The sequence below is a fragment of the Pseudovibrio sp. W74 genome (assembly GCF_001623085.1).
In the GTDB taxonomy this organism is placed as follows: domain Bacteria; phylum Pseudomonadota; class Alphaproteobacteria; order Rhizobiales; family Stappiaceae; genus Pseudovibrio.
In genome coordinates this window covers 43,062-63,080 of record NZ_LMCJ01000007.1, presented here as the reverse complement: position 1 = coordinate 63,080, position 20,019 = coordinate 43,062, and the positions used below count along the sequence as shown (strand labels likewise).

Here is a 20,019-nt window from a genome sequence, read left to right as displayed (position 1 = left end):
GGTATTTTTTCATGAAAAAACTTGGTTTGGCGCTGGCTGTGGCGCTGCTTTCCTCTTCTGCTGCGCTGGCAGAGGTTTCCGTCAAGAGCTGTAACCGCACCGTCACATTTGATGGTGTTCCGCAACGGGCCATTTCCAACGACTCCAATCTCACCGAGATGATGCTGGCGTTGGAATTGCAGGACAACATGGCGGGTTACACTGGCATTTCTGGCTGGAAAACGCTGGATGCTGAATTGACAGACCAGGTGGCTGTATTGCCGGAGCTTGCTCCCAAATACCCAAGCAAAGAAGTGTTGATTGGGGCTGATGCAGACTTTTTTTTTGCCGGATGGAATTACGGCATGAAGGTTGGCGGCCCAGTTACGCCGGAAACTTTGGCACCGTTCGGGATCAAGGTTTATGAGCTGACCGAGAGCTGCATCCATATTGGCGAGAAGCCAAAGGTTTCCATGGATGACATGTACAATGATCTTTTGAACCTTGGCCGCATCTTTGATGTTGAAGAGCGGGCGGAAGCGTTGGTGCAGGCTTATCGCGAAGACCTTGCGCAGTTCAAAGCTGGCTTGAAGGCTGCTGACACACCTCTGCGTGTGTTTGTTTATGACGGAGGTGAAGATTCTCCGTTCACTGCTGGTCGTTATGGGATGCCAACCGCGCTGATTGAGGCTGCTGGCGGCACCAACGTGACGGATACATTGGATAAGAGCTGGGTGCGCGTGAACTGGGAGGCTGTGGTTGAGACCAACCCGGAAGTGATCGTGATTATCAACTACGGCGAAGTGACTGCTGCACAGAAGCGTGAGTTCATGCTCAACAACCCCGCCTTTGCGGATATGGATGCGGTGAAGAATGACCGGTTCGTGACGCTGGAATATGCTGAAGCAACTCCGGGCCCACGGAACATCAAGGCGATCAAGAAACTCGCAACCGCATTCTGGGGTAACTAACAATGAGCGAAGGAACCGGCGTTGTTGTAGCCTCCAAAGAGGGCTCTTCTCATCATTTGCTGCAGATTTGCTGCGTGGGATTGGCTGCGCTGGTTCTTTCTGTTTGCCTTGCGGTCTCCGTTGGGGCGGTTTCCATTTCCATGGAGACTGTATGGGGTGTTCTTGCCAACAAACTGGTGCCGGGGACGATTGAGCCGAGCTGGTCGCTGGGGCGGGAGAGCATTCTCTGGGAAATCCGCCTGCCCCGTGCGCTGCTGGCGATTATGGTGGGGGCCGGGCTTTCCATCGTGGGAGCTTGCCTTCAATCCGTCACCCGCAACCCGCTGGCGGACCCGCACCTAATCGGCATTTCAGCTGGTGGTGCGTTTGGTGCTGTGCTGGCTCTGCTGCATACGGGGTTGTTTTTGGGGATGCTCACCGTGCCATTGCTGGCGTTTTTGGGTGCTCTTGGGGCGACACTTATTGTGATTGGGGTGGCGAAGTTTACGAGTGCGACCAGTGCAGATCGGCTGGTGCTGACCGGTGTGGCGGTGAGCTTTGTGCTGATGGCAGGCGCGAACATTCTCATCTTCCTGGCAGACCCGCGGGCAACGCACAGTGTGGTTTACTGGATGTTGGGTGGGTTAGGTCTGGCGCAGTGGGGACACCTTATCTATCCGTTGGTGGTGCTGGTCCTTTGCGGGGTCTGGCTGTGGCTGCGGGCCGGGCACTTCAACGCCATGACCATTGGCGATGAGACAGCGACCACGCTTGGCATCTCCGTTGGTGCATTCCGGCTGGAGACCTTTGTCATTGGGGCTCTGATTACCGGTGTTATGGTCGCGTTCTCGGGTATGATCGGGTTTGTTGGGCTTATGGTGCCTCATATTGTGCGGTTGTTTGTGGGCGGTGATTATCGGCGCCTGATCCCGGTCTCAGCATTGTTCGGGGCAATCTTTTTGCTGCTCGCGGATGTGGCGGCGCGGACACTGATGAAGCCGGAGGACACGCCGATTGGCATTATCACCGGGCTTGTTGGCGGGGTCTTCTTTATCTGGTTATTGAGAGAAAAGCGGTAGGTCTGCCGCTTTTCAAGCACTCCGGCATCTCGTAGTTGCTGTGATATGAGCTTGAGCTTGCCGTCACCACGACACAGTTTTTTCGCGTTAGACTCATACAAGGCCCATCTGGCAGCATGGCAGAAACACGGATTTTGAAAGGTATTTACTTTTATTCCGGTTGGTTTCGGCTGCTTTTAATTATGGTTTTGTCGCATATTCCTAGGCGTTGATCAGAGGTCTTGTTCGGGAACATGTGTTTGATGCGGAGTACGTGAATGACATCTCGGTTGTATAGCGATTTTGCCGAGCAGTATGATGAGGCCATTCAGGAGAACATCTACAACGCTCTTTTAGAGCGCCCCACCCTGCTTGGCATGCTGCCACCGCTGCAAGGGCTGAAGGTGCTGGATCTTGGGTGCGGCCCCGGCGTGTATGCGCAGTTTCTCTATGATCACGGAGCTGATGTAACCTGCATTGATGAATCCGAGCAGATGCTGAAGCTGGTGAAAGAGAAGCTGGACGACAACGTAAAGTGCTACACCTCTGACCTGTCTAATGGGTTGCCGGAGAAACTGGAAGGCACGTTTGATATCGTGATCTGTCCGTTGATGATCCATTACGTCGAGGACCTGAACAAGCTTTTCAGAGACATCGGGAACGTGTTGAAGCCGGGTGGTTACTTCGTGTTCTCAACCCATCATCCGCTGGTGGATGCACAGTGCTCTCCAAGCGGTAGTTATCTGCGTCAGGAACATGTGACGGAGGAATGGAACACCATTGGTATGCCGGTGAAGGTGAGTTTTTATCGCCGCCCACTCTCCATGCTGTTTGGGTGGCTCTCAGCTGCCGGAATGTGTGTTGTGGACCTGCGCGAAGGGATGCCAGCTGCCGAGATGAAGGAAAAATCTCCAATCCACTATGAGAAGCTGCAGAAGAACCCGAGCTTCATCTTTTTCAAATGCCAGAGCCACTGCAGCAAGTAGGCTGCCTCCTGGCCCGCTTCAGACTCACTGGCTACTTACAGTTTTGTGAGTCTCAATGTTTCTGCGGTTTATCTCCCGCAGAGTCAGTGCGCTGTATGAAGTCGGGTAGATTCATGAGTCATTTCAAGGGGATATTGACTCTGCGAAACTCACAGGTGTGTTAGTTGCCTCTGAGTCAATTCTCAACATCGGTGAATGTGGAATAAATGCTTCTGAAACGCTCGTAGCGAGCCTTGTTGGCGCCCATATCGCTGTAGCCAACGCGGGATTGAGAGCGGTAGTGCACGACGCCTGCTTCTTCATCGATCCAGAGCTCCACATCGTCGTTGTAACCCATGCTTGAGCTTGTGAAGACGGCGTGGAGGTATGATCCTTCCACCTTGCTGATCTTGTTCTTGCCCATCTCCTGCAAGGTGTTGGTGAGAGCTGCCTGTGTGATCTCAAAGGAGGAGAGCATGGGCAAAGGCTCCACACGGCGGGCTGTGTCTTCTGTTTGAGAAGAGACGGCATTGGGGGAGTTGGGCAGAGCCGCAAACTGACCATCTTGCACGCCAACATAATCCGGCACTCTGGAGTTTTGCCAAATAAGTTTTGCAGTGACGCCAACCACAAGCGCGACCAGAAGAATTGCAATAACAGCCATTTTAGAAAGACCTTTGAATATCATCGTTCCCGAATTTCCCACTTGCACAAAGCATAACTCATTCAGAGGTTGCGGGCGAAATGAATTTCTAGTGTTTGAGAGTGCGACACAATCTGTTGGCATCTCTTACAGGTTTGCGTGAGGGGTAGGAGTGAGGTCTGAAATTTAACTTCCACTCCAAACCAAGTAGTTCACGCTTCTTCACTGCAAGATGAACGCATAATTAAGGCTGTAGCCCCTCAAAACGGCTATATTGGTGCCATAAAACTTGACGATTTTGCAATTTCGCTCTTAATTGCCCTTTTAATAGCAAAATTGCTGCTTAAATCTCTCAGGTCGGGAGAAAAGCAACAAAAGGAAGCCTTTGCAGATGAATTCAGAACGCTCTACGCAGACAACTGAGCGCCAAGACGTTTCGCCACTTTTGAAACTGGCCCTTGAGCTCGGTCCATTGGGCGTTTTCTTCATCGCCAACTCCAGAGGCGCACAGCTTGCCGAGATGTTTCCTGCATTGGGTGCTCTTGGTCAGCCGATCTTTATTGCAACTGCTGCCTTTATGGTGGCAATCACCATCTCCCTCACCGTGTCCTATATCCTCACCCGTCATCTGCCCGTGATGCCGGTGGTGTCTGGTGTTGTAGTGCTCGTGTTTGGCGCACTGACGCTGTATTTGCAGGATGATCTGTTCATCAAACTCAAGCCGACCATTGTGAACACCCTGTTCGGTTCGATTTTGCTGGGTGGGCTGTTTTTCGGTAAATCTCTGCTGGGCTATGTGTTTGACAGCGCCTTTAAGCTGGATGCGGAAGGCTGGCGCAAGCTGACTATGCGCTGGGGTGTGTTCTTCTTTGTGCTGGCGCTGATCAATGAGTTTGTCTGGCGCAACTTCTCAACGGACTTCTGGGTGGACTTTAAGGTCTTTGGTTTCATGCCAATCACCATGGTCTTCACCATGATGCAGCTTCCGTTGATCCAGAAGCACAGCTTAGAGAGCGAAGAGAAGAGCTAAAGCTCTCTCACTTTCCCGAGTACAGACAAAATTAAAGCGCGGTTTGAGCCGCGCTTTTGTGTTTTTGTAGCAATGAATGCCGCTGGATTAGCGCGGTGCGCGCTTTGCCAGGATACGCTGGAGCGTTCTGCGGTGCATGTTCAGGCGTCGGGCTGTCTCTGAAACGTTGCGGTCACACAGTTCGTAAACACGCTGGATATGCTCCCAACGAACCCGATCAGCAGACATTGGATTGTCTGGTGGTGGGGCTTTATCGTTTGGACGGCGGGTCAGCGCTGCCAGAATATCATCGGCATCAGCAGGCTTTGCGAGATAGTCAATGGCACCAAGCTTTACCGCTGTTACAGCAGTTGCGATGTTGCCATAGCCGGTCAGGATGATTGCACGCGCGTCCGGCTTTTTCATGCGGATGGCTTCAACCACGTCCAGACCGCTGCCATCTTCGAGGCGCATGTCTACGACAGCATAATCAGGTGCCTGTGCTGCAACTTTACTCAGCGCTTCTCTTACGCCGTCAGCGGTTTCCGTGTGAAACCCTCGTTTCTGCATCGCACGTTCCAAGCGCTGCTGGAAAGCACGATCATCATCGACGATTAGAAGGCGTCCAAGAGGTGCAACTTCTGGTTCTGTCATTTTGCAGGTCCGATTAATCTACGGTATTCACAGGACACTTTAGTATATTTTTCAGTTAAGGGAAGTTCCCATGGGCTTTTATAGCCAGATTTCGCTAAAGTATTTTTACTAGGATACGTAGAGATTTACTCTCAGGATTCTGGAGTTTGCGCTCCCTGATCCATAGTTTCACGTAGCCAGCGGATATGAACCAGAGCGCCGCGGTCGGGATCTTTTCGATTATGAAAATTCACTCTTCCGCCAGACCGCTCCAGCAATGTTTTGGCAATGAAGAAGCCAAGGCCCAAGCCACCACCTGACTGGCGTTCAACCTCATCCTCAAATTCTTCCAGACCATCCTCTGAGATTGCTGGTGCAGAGCGCTTGGACACATATGGCTCGCCCATTCTGGCAAGTACGTCCGGCGCAAAGCCCGGTCCGTCATCCAGAATGAAGATCTCGACGTGCTTTTCGTCCCACTTTGCTTCAAAAAGAACAGTGGTTTCTGCGAAATCTACAGCATTTTCGAGCAGGTTGCCGAGGCCATAGCTGATGGCAGCATCACGGACGCCGACTGGCTCTGGTCCAACGCCTTCAACCTTGATCTGGATTTCAATGCCGAGGCCTCTGTGCGGCTCAGATACATCTGCCAGCAACAACGAGATTGGCATGCGCTGGAATACCTGATCGGCATCACTGGACAGGCTTGTGAGCTTCTTCAGGATTTCACGGCAGCGTGCGGCTTGAGAATAAACCAGCTCAGCATCTTCGCGTAGCGGGTTCCCCTCTTCAAACTCAGTAGAGAGCTCTTTGGCTGTCAGATAGATCGTGCCCAGCGGTGTGCCGAGTTCATGTGCAGCAGCCGTTGCAAGGCCGTCCAGCGCGGACAGGTGCTTCTGGTGCGCCAGGACCATGTCACTGGCTGCCAATGCGTTGGAGAGCTGACGTGCCTCTTCAGCAACCCGCAAAGAATATGTTGCCATGAAGAACATGGAGCACATGAGCGAGAACCAGACGCCGACAAGATAGAGCGGTGGCAGATCGATCTGCGTACCATCATACCACGGCAGCGGCATGTGAAACGCGGTGAGCAGTGTGACGACTGCCCCAGCCAGCGCACCGAGAATGATGGTGTTGCGGGAAGAAAGCGCGGTTGCTGAGACGACAACGGGTGCAAGAATGAGGAAACAGAACGGGTTGCCCAGACCACCGGTGAGGTAGAACAGGCCTCCGAGCTGAATGATATCGTAGGCCAGTTGAGCTGCGGCTGCATTTTTGGATATGCGCGTGCTTGAAGGCCAGCGAATTTTCAGGATGACATTGAGCCAGGCGGATGCAGCTACCAGAACGTAGCTGTAGCCAATGGGCAGCGGGAAGTTGAGCAAATAGTGCACCACAAGCAAAGAGACAGTTTGTCCTGCCACTGCCAACCAACGCAGACGCACAAGCGTATCCAGCTTGATCTGCGGGTCTAACAGTCGCGACTGCCCTTCCGGTGTGCCTATCATTTAATCTTGCTCCAATATGTCACAGAGGCCCTTCATAAATCACAGGTGATCCACTTGCCAATGGGTTATGTGGCAGAACTATCTTGTTTTGCCGCTGAAATGTTAGCATAGTCTTGTATCCGCCTCTGGGGCATGCTAGCCACCATTTAGTTGCGCAGGTACGGCAAACAAACGCTTAAGAGTGACAGTCTGTTGTACCAGTGATTATTATTGCGACACGGGAAAAACGATATGAGTGAAGCTAATACTGCTGGTGAACAGGGTGAAGAAGCTGCTCCAGGCATGAACATCCTGGCTCAGTACATTAAAGACCTTTCTTTTGAAAACCCTAATTCTCCAAAGTCTCTTCAGCCGGGTGAACAGCCTAAGCTGGACATCAACGTGAATGTTGGTGCGAACCCAATTGGCGAAGACCAGTTCGAAGTTATTATTACTTTGAACGCAAAAGCGAACACTCCTGAGCAGGTTCTGTTTGCTGTTGAACTCGTTTACGGTGGCGTATTCCAGATCACCGGTGTTCCTCAGGAGCATATGCACCCGTTCATCCTGATCGAGTGCCCACGCATGCTGTTCCCGTTTGCTCGCAACATCCTTGCAGACACCACACGCAATGGCGGCTTCCCTCCTTTGCTGCTCGATCCAATCGACTTTGCAGCTCTGTACCGTCAGAACCTCGCTCAGGCTGCTGCTGCTCAGCAAGCAGTACCTGCTGGCGAGAACGGCGAAGCAAAGCCAAACTAAGAATTTTAAGTTTCCGGCACACCGTCGGTACTTTGACAAAGCCACGTTGGATCCCAGCGTGGCTTTTATTTTGCCTGCAATTCGACATTTCGATCTAGGAAGATATTTATGTTCGCCGCCTAGGATCTCCGCGATAAACGGATAGAGGCCTCAAGAGACTTAAGATGCGGCATCCAAAACTTCGAAGTATCGCTGGTGCTCTGGGCATTGTTGCCCTCATGATGACACCTGTTGGTTCCCTTGCTCAGGACGAGCCGGAAATTGCCGGCCCGGAAGACTGGCACGCCTACAGCTTTTCTGCTGAACAAATCACCGGAGATATTATTCTGGCTCCCGGGACGATCGAGATGGGCAAGTCGGGAATTCTGACAATTACAGGAGTTGAAGGGTATACTCCCAACCTCTTCTCCTTCTCTGGTGCAACTTCTCTCGATCTGCCTGAGGGCAAGTTTTTCTGCGAGGAAGGCGTCGATAAAGGTTTCATGATCATCGACCGATCGCAGCCAGATTTTCTCGTGATTGATGTCTTCGGTGGTGATGTGCCGCCTGAAGCTGGCAAGAGCGTTGATCAGCAAGCCGGTTTCTGTGGCTCATTTACCTACAACAAATCGTAGGGGCAACCTACGCCCTGACTGGTTCAATCAAGGTGGTTCCAAATGAAAATCAAGATGACTTCTGTCTTTTTGGGCTTGTCTCTCGCTTCCATTCCGCTTGCTTATGCTGGCGAAGCTCCTGATAAAAAATGGGGTGCCTCCAGCACCACCGCAACGAGTATTACCGGTGATATCGTCTTAGGGATGACCTCCATCACTATGGCGACAGGAAGTGTGCTGCGTATTAAGCCTGTAACCAGCGACGTTCCCAATCTCTACCGCTTTACGGGTGCTGATATGCTCATGCTGATCCGTGACAACAATCTCTGTTTGCCCGACACGACAGATGGCTACCTCGTTCTCAGCTACCCAAGCAAGAACATGCTGGCAATCGATGTTTTTGACGGAGATATGCCGCCTATGACGGTAGAAGGGATGGAAAGCCAATCCAATTTCTGCGCTTCTTACAGCTATGAAATGCCTGGCTAAAACTTCACATTGCACCTGAGTTAGCACTATGCAAAATACGGAGCATTCTGTCGGTTGCACGAGCCTGATATTCAAACCAAAGGCGCTAACTTCTATCGGAAACACTGTATGAGGTATCATGTCGCGCGAGATTTTCTCCTGACTGACCTCTTTGGCGGGCTCCCTCTGCGAAGAAGCTTGCAAGCCTTGGGACCAGCTCCGCGCAATAGGGCTCCGTTAAAGTTTGGACCCTTATTTCAACTGGTCTTCAATTGCTCTTGGGAAAAGTTAGTCTGTCCTGGAGTTTGTGGCACTCACGTGCTGCGCTCTAATATTTGATTTGAGTAGACCGATGCGGTTTGATTGAATCCGGCCGCATGGGTCATACTTTCTCTCTTCTCTTGAGGCGGCGGTTTTTCTGCGATGTCTGAAAACGCATACGCGCAAGAAGTTTGTTACAATTTGCGCGGTGGGAACCGCGCATTGCTGATGGATGCGTTTGCCACTGTTCGCAAAGAAGATTTCCTCTTTCCTCCTCCTTGGCGTGTCGCTATCACAACGCAGGGATATGGCCGCAGGGCGGTTCTGGAGGATCCAGAGGACCTTTATCAGGACATGCTGGTAGAGCTTGTGCACGAGGCCAATATCAATACTGGTCAGCCGTCTTTATGGGCGCAGATCTTCAACTGGTCAGACCTCAAGCCGGGTATGGCAGTTTTTGAGTCAGGTTCTGGCCTTGGTTATTTCACTGCCATCATTGCTCATGTGGTTGGCGCTGAAGGCGTTGTCTACTTCGATGAACCGCATGACAAACTGCATGATCCGTGTCGTGAGAATCTGGCGTCCATTGCGAACGTTCATGCAGATTACAAAGGCGCGCCGTTAGACCGGGTCTACCTTTGCTATGGCACAACAACGATCCCGGCCCAGCTTTATCTCAATACCAAGCTGCGGGGGCAAATCGTGTTTCCCTTTACCAATGACTGGGGGCATGGCTTCTTTATCAGCTTGAAGAAGAAAAAGAAGGCGTGCGAGCTGAAGGTCAGCTCCCCGTGTGCATTTGTTGTCAGCCACACATACAAGAACAGTCCGTTTACAGACGATTTTGGCGAGCTTTATGACATGACGGTGGACATCAACTTGGTTGAGCAAGCGCTGAATGATGACGTGCTGGACGTTGCGAAAATGATCCATCTGGCACTCGAAGCCAGGTCGAATTCTTAGAACACATCGCGCTCCAAAATCTTTAGTACAGCGACTTCTTGTAGTTTGACTGAAGCCAATCAGACACAACGCGCTTTAGCCATTATGCCGCACGGGAATCCTGCTTGCCAAACACCCGGTAGCTCTATAAGCTCATAGATGTTGCACAAGAGTGTGATGCCCGAAACGTAACCAAAGGAGGTGTTTGATGATTGTAATAAAGGTGCCTCAGGCAGGTTCGTTTAAATAGGCAACACGCCTTACCTGCCTGACCCACTTTGGGGTCCGTATGCGATAGCTACGGCGACCCTATGGTGCTGTTCTATTTCAGGCAGATAAATGTCCCATAAATTGATTGAGCTGGGTTGGTCGGCTCATTTTATGATGCAGCTTCGCTATGACGAGCTGCAATCCCTTTCTGTTGCGCGCATTATTCAGGTTCATAGGAACCAGATGGTCGCCATCAGCAGTGAGGGAGAGTTTTCTTTGAGCGTCCCAGGCCATGGTTCTACTGGCTCTTATGCCGTTGGTGACTGGGTGATCTATGATTCTCAGTTTCAGGTTACGCGTGTTCTTGACCGCCTTACTGTCGTGGAACGACGGGCCGCAGGCGAAGATGCACGCACGCAGCTGATTGCGGCTAATCTGGATGTGCTGTTCATAACCACCTCCTGCAACAAAGACTTCAACATTGCGCGCCTTGAGCGATATCTGGCTGTTGCCCAGCAAGCTGGCATTCAACCTGTTGTGCTGTTGACCAAAGCCGATTTGGTGGAGGACACGCGGGACTTTGAAGTGCAGGTGCAAAAGATTGATCCTTTGTTGCCGGTCATCGCGCTGGATACCCGCGATGCCTCTCAAATCACGCCGCTCTTTGACTGGTGGAAAGCCGGACAAACAGCAGCCTTGGTCGGGTCGTCTGGTGTTGGTAAGTCTACTATTCTCAACAGCTTGAGCGGATCTTCCGCCAAAACCTCTGGCATTCGTGAAGATGATGCCAAAGGCCGGCATACAACGACCGCACGCTGCCTTTACCCGATTGGTGAAGGACGCTGGCTTATGGACACGCCGGGTATGCGTGCCTTGAGGCTCTATGAGGTTTCCGAAGGCGTTTCGGCGGTGTTTCAGGATCTGGTTGATCTTGCTGAGGACTGCCGGTTTGGTGATTGCAGCCATGATGCAGAGCCTGGGTGTGCCATCCAGGCTGCGATTGAGTCGGGTGAGCTGGATGCTGCCCGGTTGAAACGCTGGCAGAAGCTGGTGCGGGAAGAGCAATACAACAGTGAGACTGTTGCGCAGTCCCGGTCCCGTTCAAAAAACTTCTCAAAAATGATCAAACGCGTGCAAAGCGGTAACCGACACATGAAAGGTGACGCCTGATACTCATACAATGCGCTCCCGTGAATGCTAGTTTGCGGGAGTGCATAAGGGCGGTTTCCTGCGATTTTCAGCATATCCAAGGGGGAGCCGACCCACGAATTTGGCAGTTTCCGCAGGTCGGCCAGATGTCTTTGAAGTGTTGTTGTGTTGAGGCAACTTCAAAGACCTCGGGAGGCTTATCCACTCGGTAAATTTGCTGTCTGACCGAAGTGGTGACGCTCACCTATTTTTAACCGAATGCAGTGCTGCAATACCGTATTCGGTGTGGCAGCCTTGTTTTTGCAGCTGCTTTAGATGAGTGTCGCGCGGATCCATGAAACAAGCTGTCCTATAAAGAACAGCGCAAGAATTTTTTTTAGGCTAGACGCTCCCCGCGAAGCAGGGGGAAGCCACACACAGATTCGGGATTATGCGTCCTGTGGCAGGACTTTGGGCAGCTCAACACAGAAGGTTGTTTCTGCACGATCCGCCAAAAAGGTGAGAGAGCCGTAGTGAGACTTCACCATAGATTGCACGATGCCAAGGCCCATTCCGGTCCCACCTTCTGAGCGGCGGGTTGTGAAGAACAGGTCAAAAATTTTCCCTGCATTCCCCTCAGAAATACCGCTTCCATTGTCGCAAATGTAGAATCGCAGTGTTGTCGGCGTTTCTTCGATTTGGATAGTAACTTTTGTGGCCGCGTGGTTGATCGCATTGTCCACCAGGTTGAAGAAGATGATTTCTGCATTTTCAAGCGTGATCGGCACTTGGACCGAAGATTGGCTCTTACAGTTCACTTCAAGACTAGCGTATTGATTTTGAAGGTGGTCGAGCAGGTTTTCCAGATCCAGCTGGCCCGTTGATTTCGGGTTATCTGCACGCGCCAGATGACGCAAGCGATCCAGCAGAGCTGTTACCCTGTCGGAGTCTTTGAGTATATTATTAAGAAAGCGGTTTCGCTGTTCCTTCGACATGTCCTCACCAGACTCCATGAGCAGCTCTACCGCGCCCTTGGTTGCTGTGATCGGAGACTTCAGTTCATGCGCGGCGTGTGAGGCAAATGTTGAGATGTAATCTGCTCTCTCGGATATCTTGCGCGCCATAGACAGAAAGCTATCTGCCAGCGATGCAAACTCACGTGTGCCGTTGTGTTTGAGCGGGGCGATTGCGTTTGCATCACCCGTACTGATTCGCTGCGTGCGCTCTATGAGCTCATGGATTGGCTTCGTGATTACCCGCAGAAAGACAAAGCCAATCAGCGCTGTCACCAGCAATGTGAATGCGCTTGCTATGGCAACAATTTCCCATTGCTTGAAGAGCTGTCGCATTGTGTTGCTTGGGGTTCTGGACGCATAAATCACGCCGACAACCTTGTTGTGCAAGATGACTGGCATTGCGGAGAAAATACGCGTTGCCGTTCCGCGGCTTAAGGATGAGAAAGCTGGAGCGGGTTCATCTGAAATGCGTTCTCGTAAAACGCTCTTGTATTCACCCGAAAGAGCTGCCTGAACCTCTTCAATGTGGCTTAGAGAGAGCCCCAGTTCGCTGCGCCCAGCGATGACATTTCCTTTGTGGTCCAGCACCCGGAAACCGGCCAAAGTGACCTTTTGAGTTTCTACGAGCAAGGGAGACAAGCGGCTCCCGATCTCTTGCATAATGTCGCTCGATGAATCACCTGAAGGACGCGCTTTTGCCCGGCGTGGGTATGTTTTTGCAGAAAACAGATAGGTGCGGGGGGTGATGGGTTTGTAGGGGCCATTTTCAATGGAGATGGTTTGTTCAACGGCTGCAAACTCACCGAACTCTATCTCCTCTTGCTCTGCGACCATGCGTGACATGACTGCAGACAGGACAGCGCTTTGGGCGATCAGTGCATTTTCTGTTTGCTGGAAAATCTGGTGCTCAAAGATGCGGAAGAACAGGATGATGGCGAATGGCAGCAGAAGCACGCTTAGCAACACAGCAATGACAACCATGCTCAGGGTCGGGCGCCACTTTTTGCGGGTTGTGGCAGCCTTCATGTTGCAGCAGACATGGCTGCTAACCGAAACCCGACGGCATGAACGGTTTCGATGAGGTTGGGAGCCCCTGCATTTGTCAGCTTCGAGCGCAGATTGCGGATGTGGCTGTCGATGGTGCGGTCGGAGACATGGATATTCGGCGGGTATGCGAGATCTATAATTTTGTCGCGCGAAAACGTCATTCTTGGACGGTCGAGAAACAGTTTCAGGATCTCAAACTCGATAGATGTCAGCTCCACAGGTTGCCCGCGATACGTCACAGATCGGTACGCGGCATCCAGTTGCACGCCTCCGGCTTCTCGTTGAGCAGAGCTTGCCGGTTCTGCGAGCTTAGGGCCTTTCGTTCTCTTCAGAATTGCGCCAATACGCGCGACAAGCTCCCGAGGGCTGAATGGCTTGGTGACGTAGTCATCACCGCCCATCTCCAAACCGAGGATCCGGTCAATTTCTTCATCGCGCGCTGACAGGAACAGGATTGGTACTTCTGAGTGCTTGCGGATTTCCCGACAAACCTCAAAGCCATCCATTTCAGGCATGCCGATATCGAGGACGATCAGATCTACCGGCTCGTTCCTGAAACGGGCGACAGCTTCGAACCCATCTTGAGCAACACTTGCTTTGTAATTGGCTTTTTCGATTGCGAAGGTGATGACGTCGCGAATATGAGCGTCATCATCAACTACGAGAATATTTTGCATTATCAGAGGCCCGGATCATCACGATATCGAGTTTTACTGTCGCTCGGTTCGGTTTGCAACTTGGTTGGGGTTTGCAATTCGACCGGGACCTCATTCTCTTGCAGATAATCGAGCAGCAACTGATTTCTAAGGCTCCAAAGGCGCCAGTCTCTTGCGTCGAGCCGCACGTGGAGAGCCATATAACGCCGGGAGGACTGCAACTTTATCAGATACTTACTTTTGCCTTCACTTTCGCGGTCCAACTCGCTTCTGATCTTAGCATCAATTGCGGGGATTGCCTGCGGACCAAGCTTGATCAGATACCAATGGTCAAACTTGGTGCCCTCGGCGTAGGTCACATTGTAGTTTGCGATCAAAGCGGCAGTGTTTGTGAGGCTGAGGGAATACAGGATCACCGCGACCACAAGCATGTTCACCCGAACAAGCCAGCTGTTGTTACGCTTCAGCGCGAGCTTCACAACAATGCTAAGCACCCCGATAAGCACCAGCATCACCCAGATCAACGCGTAAAAGCGCAGGTAAGTCATTGAATACTCGCTGACGTAATTGCCGAGGCGAGCAAGACAGGAGACCACAAGCAGAGTGGTTTGAACTGTCCATGCCAGCAGCAGTACCTGCACGAGCTTGGATTTTGCGGTCGCAGCCCCTGAACGGCTGGCAAACAACACGAAAATTGCAGCAAGCAGAGCGGCGATGATGAGCGTATAAACGCCTGAGTGTGCGTAATCGGCGTATGTGGTTCCTGCAGGAAGTTCTTGAGAACCCCACAGGTAGACAGCATCCAACACCGTTTGCAGGGCGAAGAGACCGTTGAAAAGGACCAGTGAGCGAACCACTGCCTTGTAGCCAAAGAGATCATCCATCACTGATTGATAGGCCTGGACGACTTCCTGCTCCGGTGTTTTGACACTCGGTACAGTAGTTTTCTCTTTCTTCAGCTTTTTTCTGAACTTGACCCGCAGAAACGGCCAGACCAGAGCAAAAGCAATGGACCAGAACACGATGCGTGCCATGTTCAGTTTTTCGAAGAACTTTCCAGGATTGATGTTGAGCAACCACTGCTCAATGACCGGGTTTGATGAGCTGAACAGGTAGAGGAAGACCGGGAACAGCGTTAGCGGCAAGAACCAGGCGAACGCCAGTTTTGCGTAGTTGGAAAATGGCCGCTTGCGACGCTTCACGCGACTTAGGGTGATCATGTCCTTTACAAAGCCCAGCGGCCAGCGGCGCAGGAAAACGAGCAGAACTCTTAGTAACTTCAGGTCGAAGGCGTTTATGCGCAAGTTCATGATCAGTGCGCTTATGGCTAATGATAGGATCGCAATAAGGCCGCTGAGGAAATCCCACTGGAGCACGCTTGGAGCAACGCCAGCCATCACTGTCAGTCCTGCGATCCATGCACGGTGAGCACTTACCCTGCCCGCACCTGCCAGCATGATTGCAAAGGCAACGGCCACGATGAAGATGCTGAAGCCGATTTCTGCGCGGTGGCCAAAGAACAGGAAATCTGCGAGCAGGCAGAGCCCCAGGCCGAGGATAAGACGCGCCTGAATGCCAAGGACAGGCATCCATGGCAGTTGTTTGCGAGAGGTCGATAACATTGATTTTGCCCCAAAATCACTTGAAAGAATGAAGTTGGGGGAGATCTAGAGGCCTCGATTGCAGGGAGTTGGGCAAAACACATGAGATCGCGTGCAGATTTGTGCAGTTTCTGTGCAGGCGGTTTTCATGATGTGTTGGGCAGCGGAAAAGGCAGCCTACACTGATGTGCAAACTGCCTTTGGTTTGTTGTTTCAGTCTCCCTAAGCCGCTTTTATGTCGCCGAGGAACTGGTCGATTTCCGTGCGGAGGTGATCAGCTTCCGTGCGGAGTTCTTCGGAAGCGATGAGGACTTGCTTGGAGGTTACGCCGGTTTGGATGGCGGCCTCGTTGACCTTGGAGATGTTTTCCGTGACCTCCGCCGTTCCACCTGCAACTTCGCTGACGTTGGTTGCAATTTCCTGCGTGGCGAACTTTTGCTCACTGATTGCGCTGGAGACAGCACTGGCACGTTCGTCGATCTCACGAATGATCTTGTCGATGTCTTCCATTGCCGTGAGAGAGCCCTCTGTTGCGCTCTGGATATCTGCAATCTCGTTGCGGATCTGCTCGGTGGCCTGAGATGTCTGCTCTGCCAGCGACTTCACCTCGCTTGCCACCACAGCAAAGCCTTTGCCTGCTACCCCTGCCCGCGCGGCCTCTATTGTGGCGTTGAGCGCAAGCAGATTGGTTTGCTCGGCAATATCTGTGATGATGCTGACCACATCCCCCACACTTTGCGCAGCCTTGCGCAGTTCTGCTGCATCGGAGTTGGCGCTGTGTACTTGCTCCACGGCCTCTGAGGCCGCTTTTCGGCAATGGTGCATCTGGTTACCGATTTCGGCGACAGAACTGTCGAGTTCCTCCGTTGCTGAGGCGACGGACTGGACGCTGCGGGATGCTTCTTCAGCTGCGGAAGCCACAGCTTTGGATTGAGAGCTTGTGAGCTCGGAGATATTCGACATTTCCTGAGAGGAGAGCTGCATGGTCTGCGAGTTGCGGCCCATGGTCTCCAGCACGTATGAGACAGCCTGCTCAAAATCAGCGATACGCCCTTCCAGAAACTCGCCACGCTCAAGCTGGGCTACGTGCTGAGTGTCTTGCTCGTGCTTCAGATCACGCGCCAGGATCATATTTTCCTGGAATACGGATACCGCCTTGATCATCTGGCCCACTTCGTTTTTAGCAGACTCCGGCAGTTTGATGTTCAGATTGCCACTCGCAAGTTGCTCCATGGCTTCAATGATACCTGCGAAGGAGCGCTGGATGGATTTGATAAGGATGAAAGACATCAGGAACACCAGTAGGAAGGCAGCTGCTGCTATACTCATGTGAAGTGTCAGGCGTCCGTTGGCATTGGCCTGAAGATGCTCCGTATCTGTGATCAGGCTTGCGGCGATGGTGTTTTCCAGTGTCTTGAGCTGATTGATCTTCTGGGAAGCTGTTTCAAACCACTCCGGACCGCTTATTGCTTTCAGGCCAGTTGTGGAGTTTGCACCATCCAGCGCGATGCTGCGGTAGGTGTTCAGCTTCGTGTTGGCGGCCCCTTCCTGCACCTTTGTGAAGTCTGCAAAGATTTCACGTGTGGCATAGGTCTGGAAGATATGGGTAAAAGCCTCTTGTTCCACGATCAGCTTTTGAAACTTCTTCATAGCTGCAGGTGGGAACGCGTTGCTTGCAAAGCCAGCAGCACCAACCGCCCGCTCCAACCCTGCCCGCTCCTTTGCCAGAAGGAAGGCATGATAACTCACAATTCGATCTACAATTTCCGCGTTGGGGCTGAGCTCGCTCATGGAACCGATGATATCCAACTTCTCGGAGTTTAGTTGGGTGTAGAAACTGACAGCCTCTCCAATCTGCACGTTGAGGTCATCTACTTTAGAACGCATGGCTGGTGTCTTTTGCAGTTGCGCGTTGATGCCTTCCAGGCCTGCTGCAAATTCTGACTGATAGATGGTCAGGTCAAAGCCATTTAGAAACTGCAGGTAGTCGATGCGCGCTGTATCGGTTGCCCGGCGTTGCTCTTTCAGGTCAACCGCAAACTGCTGGCCTTTGCTGGCGAGGAACAAGGCGGTGGCTCCACGCTCCTTTTGCTGCTCATGCACCAGACTGCCGATTTTGACCGACAGGCGCGTGAGCTGAGACAGTGCTGCCAGCTTCTGCTCGTCCTCGGTATCCACCTTGATGAGCTGATAGAGAAAAACGAGAGCTGCAATACTTGGAATAATTGAGAGCAGTGTAATGGTATGAACAATTCTGAGCTTAGCTAAATATGCAAACATGATAATATGGGTCCGCTGAAATCTAGCTAAGCATTTGCCCTTGTTTATTTACGACCAGTTAACGATACAGGGCCGATTTCATGCATGCGAGTAGCATTTGGGATCGTGTGAAAGCTGCACTTTTGATAGAGCCTTGTTCAGAAGTTCTTTTTCTGGAAATGAAGTCCTTTTGTTATTCAGATAAAAAACATTAGTTATTTCGTATATTCTTTAAAAACAAACATTAGAGACATCAGTAAACTGATTAATCAGGTCAACAATTATTCGCAGACAAACTTGAATCAGAGCAGAGATTCGAAATAAAACGCCTCATTCAGTAAACTAATACATTCTGATTAAGAGTTTTACTTAGCTGAGCAAAATGCACGACTTACGTTACGTAGCATGCGCCAGGAAATGAACTTGTGGGCCGGACCAACGGGCAGCATGTAGAGGTTGCCGAACCAGTTGTGGGTGATGACTGAGGACGTGATGCGGACCAGCGTCCCTTCATTAGCGGCATCGACACTAAGGGTGGTCATGACTGAGAGGTGCTTGTCTCTTGAGGTAAGCACTAACTCGCGATCCTCGATATGTTCCACCAAAAAGAAGTCGAGATATTCTCCCGCAGCAGGCGGAGTGGCTGTACGTTTGTCTCCAAATCCTTTTATCTTTGTGACGCCCGCTAATGCGGAGATTTGGTCTCTCACCCAAAACGCAGCGCTGAGCCAAGCGGAGCGTTTGCTGAACAACGCACGGTAGACTTCAAATGCGGTTGGCTGTGCGCTTATCTTCAAAGAATTGACGTGATAGAAGTTAAGCTCTTCGCGTGGAGCAACCAATTGAGGGACCGGGAGGGATGAGATTTCCGGCATTTCTGATGCTCCTTCAATGCAGCCATGACTAATGTGACCATCTCTTTAGAATAATCTAAAGTACTTTTATAGACAACGGATTAGATCCTGTTACGCAGCTTGCCTGAAACTATAATTATATATCTTAGGTGCCACACTCTCGCCTTATGATTGCAGCACACTTTTCCTTGCACCAGTTCGGTGTTTCTATTTTTATATTACGGGCAGATCACGTTGAGTATGAGGTACAGCAAGACAGGCTTTTCTGTATGGCTCTGTGCGCTTGCTGGGTATGCTCATGGGGGAATTTATGCAATCTAGTTTGCTTCGTGTTGCTATTGGGTGTTCCGTTCTCTTCACTGCTCAGGCCGCTTTTGCATCAGGCCTTTATCTTGTGCGTGAAGACGGCAGTGAGATCACAATCTATCTGAAATCCCAAAGCCCGAAGGATGCGACCGACCTCCTTGTTCTCATTCAAGGCTCTGACTGCAACAGCGTTGCTCACAATACTCTGATCAATGAGGAATTCTCGCAGGTGCTGCCAGAAGCGGATGTGTTGACTGTTGAAAAATACGGCATCACTTCGGATCTTTCCTGGGATCGTAATGATGAACGGCCAGATTGCCCAGCGGATTACATCGAGAATGATTCACCGGAACGCCGAACAGCAGATTACATCAAGGCTATCAATCAGCTGAAAGAAGGCGGGATTTACGAGCGGGTGTTTCTGTTGGGCGGCAGTGAAGGTGCTGTGGTTGCCAATATGATTGCTGCAAAAACTGATTTTGTGACGGCCAGTGTTGCTCTGAATGGTGGAGGGCGTCACTTTATTGATGATATCCTGCACAACATGAAGTCCAGCGGCATGCCTAATGAGGCGTTTAAAGAAGCCTCTGCTGGGTTCAAAGGCTTTGCGCAGCAGATCACCACAAGCAAACCGTTTGACGTCAACATGAGCGGGCACGGCTATAGCTGGTGGAACGCTATGCTGAAACTAGATCAGTTAGAGATTCTGGCTCAGGTTGAGAACCCTTTATTGATTGTGCAAGGTGGGCAAGACCAAAGCGTTTCACCTGAAGCTGTTGATCAACAGATTACGAAACTCACGGAGTTGAGTAAGACCAATATTACTTACAAATCCTACCCAGACATGACCCACTCCTTTGAAGGGGCTGGAGGGGAAAGCATGGTCGAGCAGGTCATCACCGACATTGAGGGATGGTTGGCGCAGCTGGATTGATCCATCGAAGGGCAGTTTTCTGCCCTTTTCTTTTTTGGTGGGGGATGGATTGTCAGCTTGGGGTGCTGACTAATGCAGTTCCAACTTTGCCTTGGCGCTATCCTGCGAGTGACATATACCATCGCGCTTCATTTTGCGCTCGCACTGACGTTGGGAGGCAGGGGTGAACTTTGGCTTCCACGCACGGACAACTTCTTTAAATTCTGCGAGGAACAGTTTGAGTTCTGTGGCATCAAGCTCTTCAAGAGCGATGCAGGA

General features: G+C 51.5%; 19 protein-coding genes. 10 read left to right on the top strand and 9 right to left on the bottom strand.

Translation table 11 applies throughout. The features are described from left to right. Positions 1–11 precede the first annotated feature (11 nt). From PsW74_RS06055 to PsW74_RS06045, 3 genes are all read left to right on the top strand, one after another. A complete protein-coding gene (locus PsW74_RS06055; protein ID WP_063286394.1) occupies positions 12–950 on the top strand; it encodes an ABC transporter substrate-binding protein in 939 nt (312 codons plus the stop codon). 2 nt (positions 951–952) lie between these two features. Further along, positions 953–2,008: an iron ABC transporter permease gene (locus tag PsW74_RS06050; RefSeq protein WP_063286393.1), complete on the top strand. Its 1,056-nt coding sequence runs from the start codon at positions 953–955 to the stop codon at positions 2,006–2,008. 257 nt (positions 2,009–2,265) lie between these two features. After that, positions 2,266–2,973 (top strand): class I SAM-dependent methyltransferase, encoded by a 708-nt coding sequence (locus tag PsW74_RS06045; protein WP_057463012.1) that lies wholly within the window; start codon positions 2,266–2,268, stop codon positions 2,971–2,973. Positions 2,974–3,148: 175 nt separating this feature from the next. Here the strand turns inward: PsW74_RS06045 and PsW74_RS06040 are convergent, their stop codons facing one another. Further along, the gene (locus PsW74_RS06040) at positions 3,149–3,616 is read right to left on the bottom strand and encodes a DUF1499 domain-containing protein (RefSeq protein ID WP_063286392.1); all 468 of its coding nucleotides are present in this window, start codon (positions 3,614–3,616) and stop codon (positions 3,149–3,151) included. 370 nt (positions 3,617–3,986) lie between these two features. On the opposite strand from PsW74_RS06040, the gene PsW74_RS06035 reads away from it, so the two are divergent. Next, on the top strand, positions 3,987–4,625 hold the full coding sequence (locus PsW74_RS06035) for a septation protein A (RefSeq protein ID WP_063286391.1): 639 nt from the start codon (positions 3,987–3,989) through the stop codon (positions 4,623–4,625). A gap of 87 nt (positions 4,626–4,712) precedes the next feature. Here PsW74_RS06035 and PsW74_RS06030 read toward each other — a convergent pair whose 3' ends face one another. After that, positions 4,713–5,258: an ActR/PrrA/RegA family redox response regulator transcription factor gene (locus PsW74_RS06030; RefSeq protein ID WP_057463014.1), complete on the bottom strand. Its 546-nt coding sequence runs from the start codon at positions 5,256–5,258 to the stop codon at positions 4,713–4,715. Between the two features lie 131 nt (positions 5,259–5,389). Then, a complete protein-coding gene (locus tag PsW74_RS06025; RefSeq protein ID WP_063286390.1) occupies positions 5,390–6,745 on the bottom strand; it encodes an ActS/PrrB/RegB family redox-sensitive histidine kinase in 1,356 nt (451 codons plus the stop codon). A 231-nt stretch (positions 6,746–6,976) separates the two neighbouring features. On the opposite strand from PsW74_RS06025, the gene secB reads away from it, so the two are divergent. The 5 genes from secB to rsgA all read left to right on the top strand — a co-directional run bounded on the left by secB (position 6,977) and on the right by rsgA (position 11,130). Beyond that, the gene (gene secB / locus PsW74_RS06020) at positions 6,977–7,486 is read left to right on the top strand and encodes a protein-export chaperone SecB (RefSeq protein ID WP_063286389.1); all 510 of its coding nucleotides are present in this window, start codon (positions 6,977–6,979) and stop codon (positions 7,484–7,486) included. Between the two features lie 164 nt (positions 7,487–7,650). Next, positions 7,651–8,100 carry a hypothetical protein gene (locus tag PsW74_RS06015; protein ID WP_063286388.1) on the top strand — a complete coding sequence of 150 codons (450 nt, stop codon included), beginning with the start codon at positions 7,651–7,653 and terminating at the stop codon, positions 8,098–8,100. 42 nt (positions 8,101–8,142) lie between these two features. Continuing rightward, on the top strand, positions 8,143–8,568 hold the full coding sequence (locus PsW74_RS06010; protein ID WP_063286387.1) for a hypothetical protein: 426 nt from the start codon (positions 8,143–8,145) through the stop codon (positions 8,566–8,568). 402 nt (positions 8,569–8,970) lie between these two features. Then, entirely contained in the window at positions 8,971–9,771 is an 801-nt protein-coding gene (locus PsW74_RS06005) for a protein-L-isoaspartate O-methyltransferase (protein ID WP_063286386.1), read from the top strand. Positions 9,772–10,089: 318 nt separating this feature from the next. After that, positions 10,090–11,130: a ribosome small subunit-dependent GTPase A gene (gene rsgA / locus PsW74_RS06000; RefSeq protein WP_063286385.1), complete on the top strand. Its 1,041-nt coding sequence runs from the start codon at positions 10,090–10,092 to the stop codon at positions 11,128–11,130. A gap of 407 nt (positions 11,131–11,537) precedes the next feature. Here the strand turns inward: rsgA and PsW74_RS05995 are convergent, their stop codons facing one another. The 5 genes from PsW74_RS05995 to PsW74_RS05975 form a co-directional block, all read right to left on the bottom strand. Further along, positions 11,538–13,130, bottom strand: coding sequence for a HAMP domain-containing sensor histidine kinase (locus PsW74_RS05995; RefSeq protein ID WP_063286384.1), 1,593 nt, complete (start codon positions 13,128–13,130; stop codon positions 11,538–11,540). Further along, positions 13,127–13,828, bottom strand: a complete 702-nt coding sequence (locus tag PsW74_RS05990; RefSeq protein ID WP_063286383.1) for a response regulator transcription factor — start codon at positions 13,826–13,828, stop codon at positions 13,127–13,129. The genes PsW74_RS05995 and PsW74_RS05990 overlap by 4 nt, the downstream gene beginning before the upstream one ends. Before the next feature lie 2 nt (positions 13,829–13,830). Further along, positions 13,831–15,429 (bottom strand): DUF4173 domain-containing protein, encoded by a 1,599-nt coding sequence (locus PsW74_RS05985; protein WP_208987865.1) that lies wholly within the window; start codon positions 15,427–15,429, stop codon positions 13,831–13,833. A gap of 201 nt (positions 15,430–15,630) precedes the next feature. Further along, positions 15,631–17,688 (bottom strand): methyl-accepting chemotaxis protein, encoded by a 2,058-nt coding sequence (locus PsW74_RS05980; protein ID WP_063286382.1) that lies wholly within the window; start codon positions 17,686–17,688, stop codon positions 15,631–15,633. 344 nt (positions 17,689–18,032) lie between these two features. Next, positions 18,033–18,542, bottom strand: a complete 510-nt coding sequence (locus PsW74_RS05975) for a DUF2867 domain-containing protein (RefSeq protein WP_063286381.1) — start codon at positions 18,540–18,542, stop codon at positions 18,033–18,035. Positions 18,543–18,831: 289 nt separating this feature from the next. Here PsW74_RS05975 and PsW74_RS05970 point away from each other — a divergent pair, with 289 nt between their 5' ends. Beyond that, positions 18,832–19,761 carry a prolyl oligopeptidase family serine peptidase gene (locus PsW74_RS05970; RefSeq protein ID WP_063286380.1) on the top strand — a complete coding sequence of 310 codons (930 nt, stop codon included), beginning with the start codon at positions 18,832–18,834 and terminating at the stop codon, positions 19,759–19,761. 69 nt (positions 19,762–19,830) lie between these two features. Here PsW74_RS05970 and PsW74_RS28815 read toward each other — a convergent pair. Continuing rightward, a partial coding sequence (locus PsW74_RS28815; protein ID WP_193777950.1) for a hypothetical protein occupies positions 19,831–20,019 on the bottom strand: 189 nt, incomplete at its 5' end.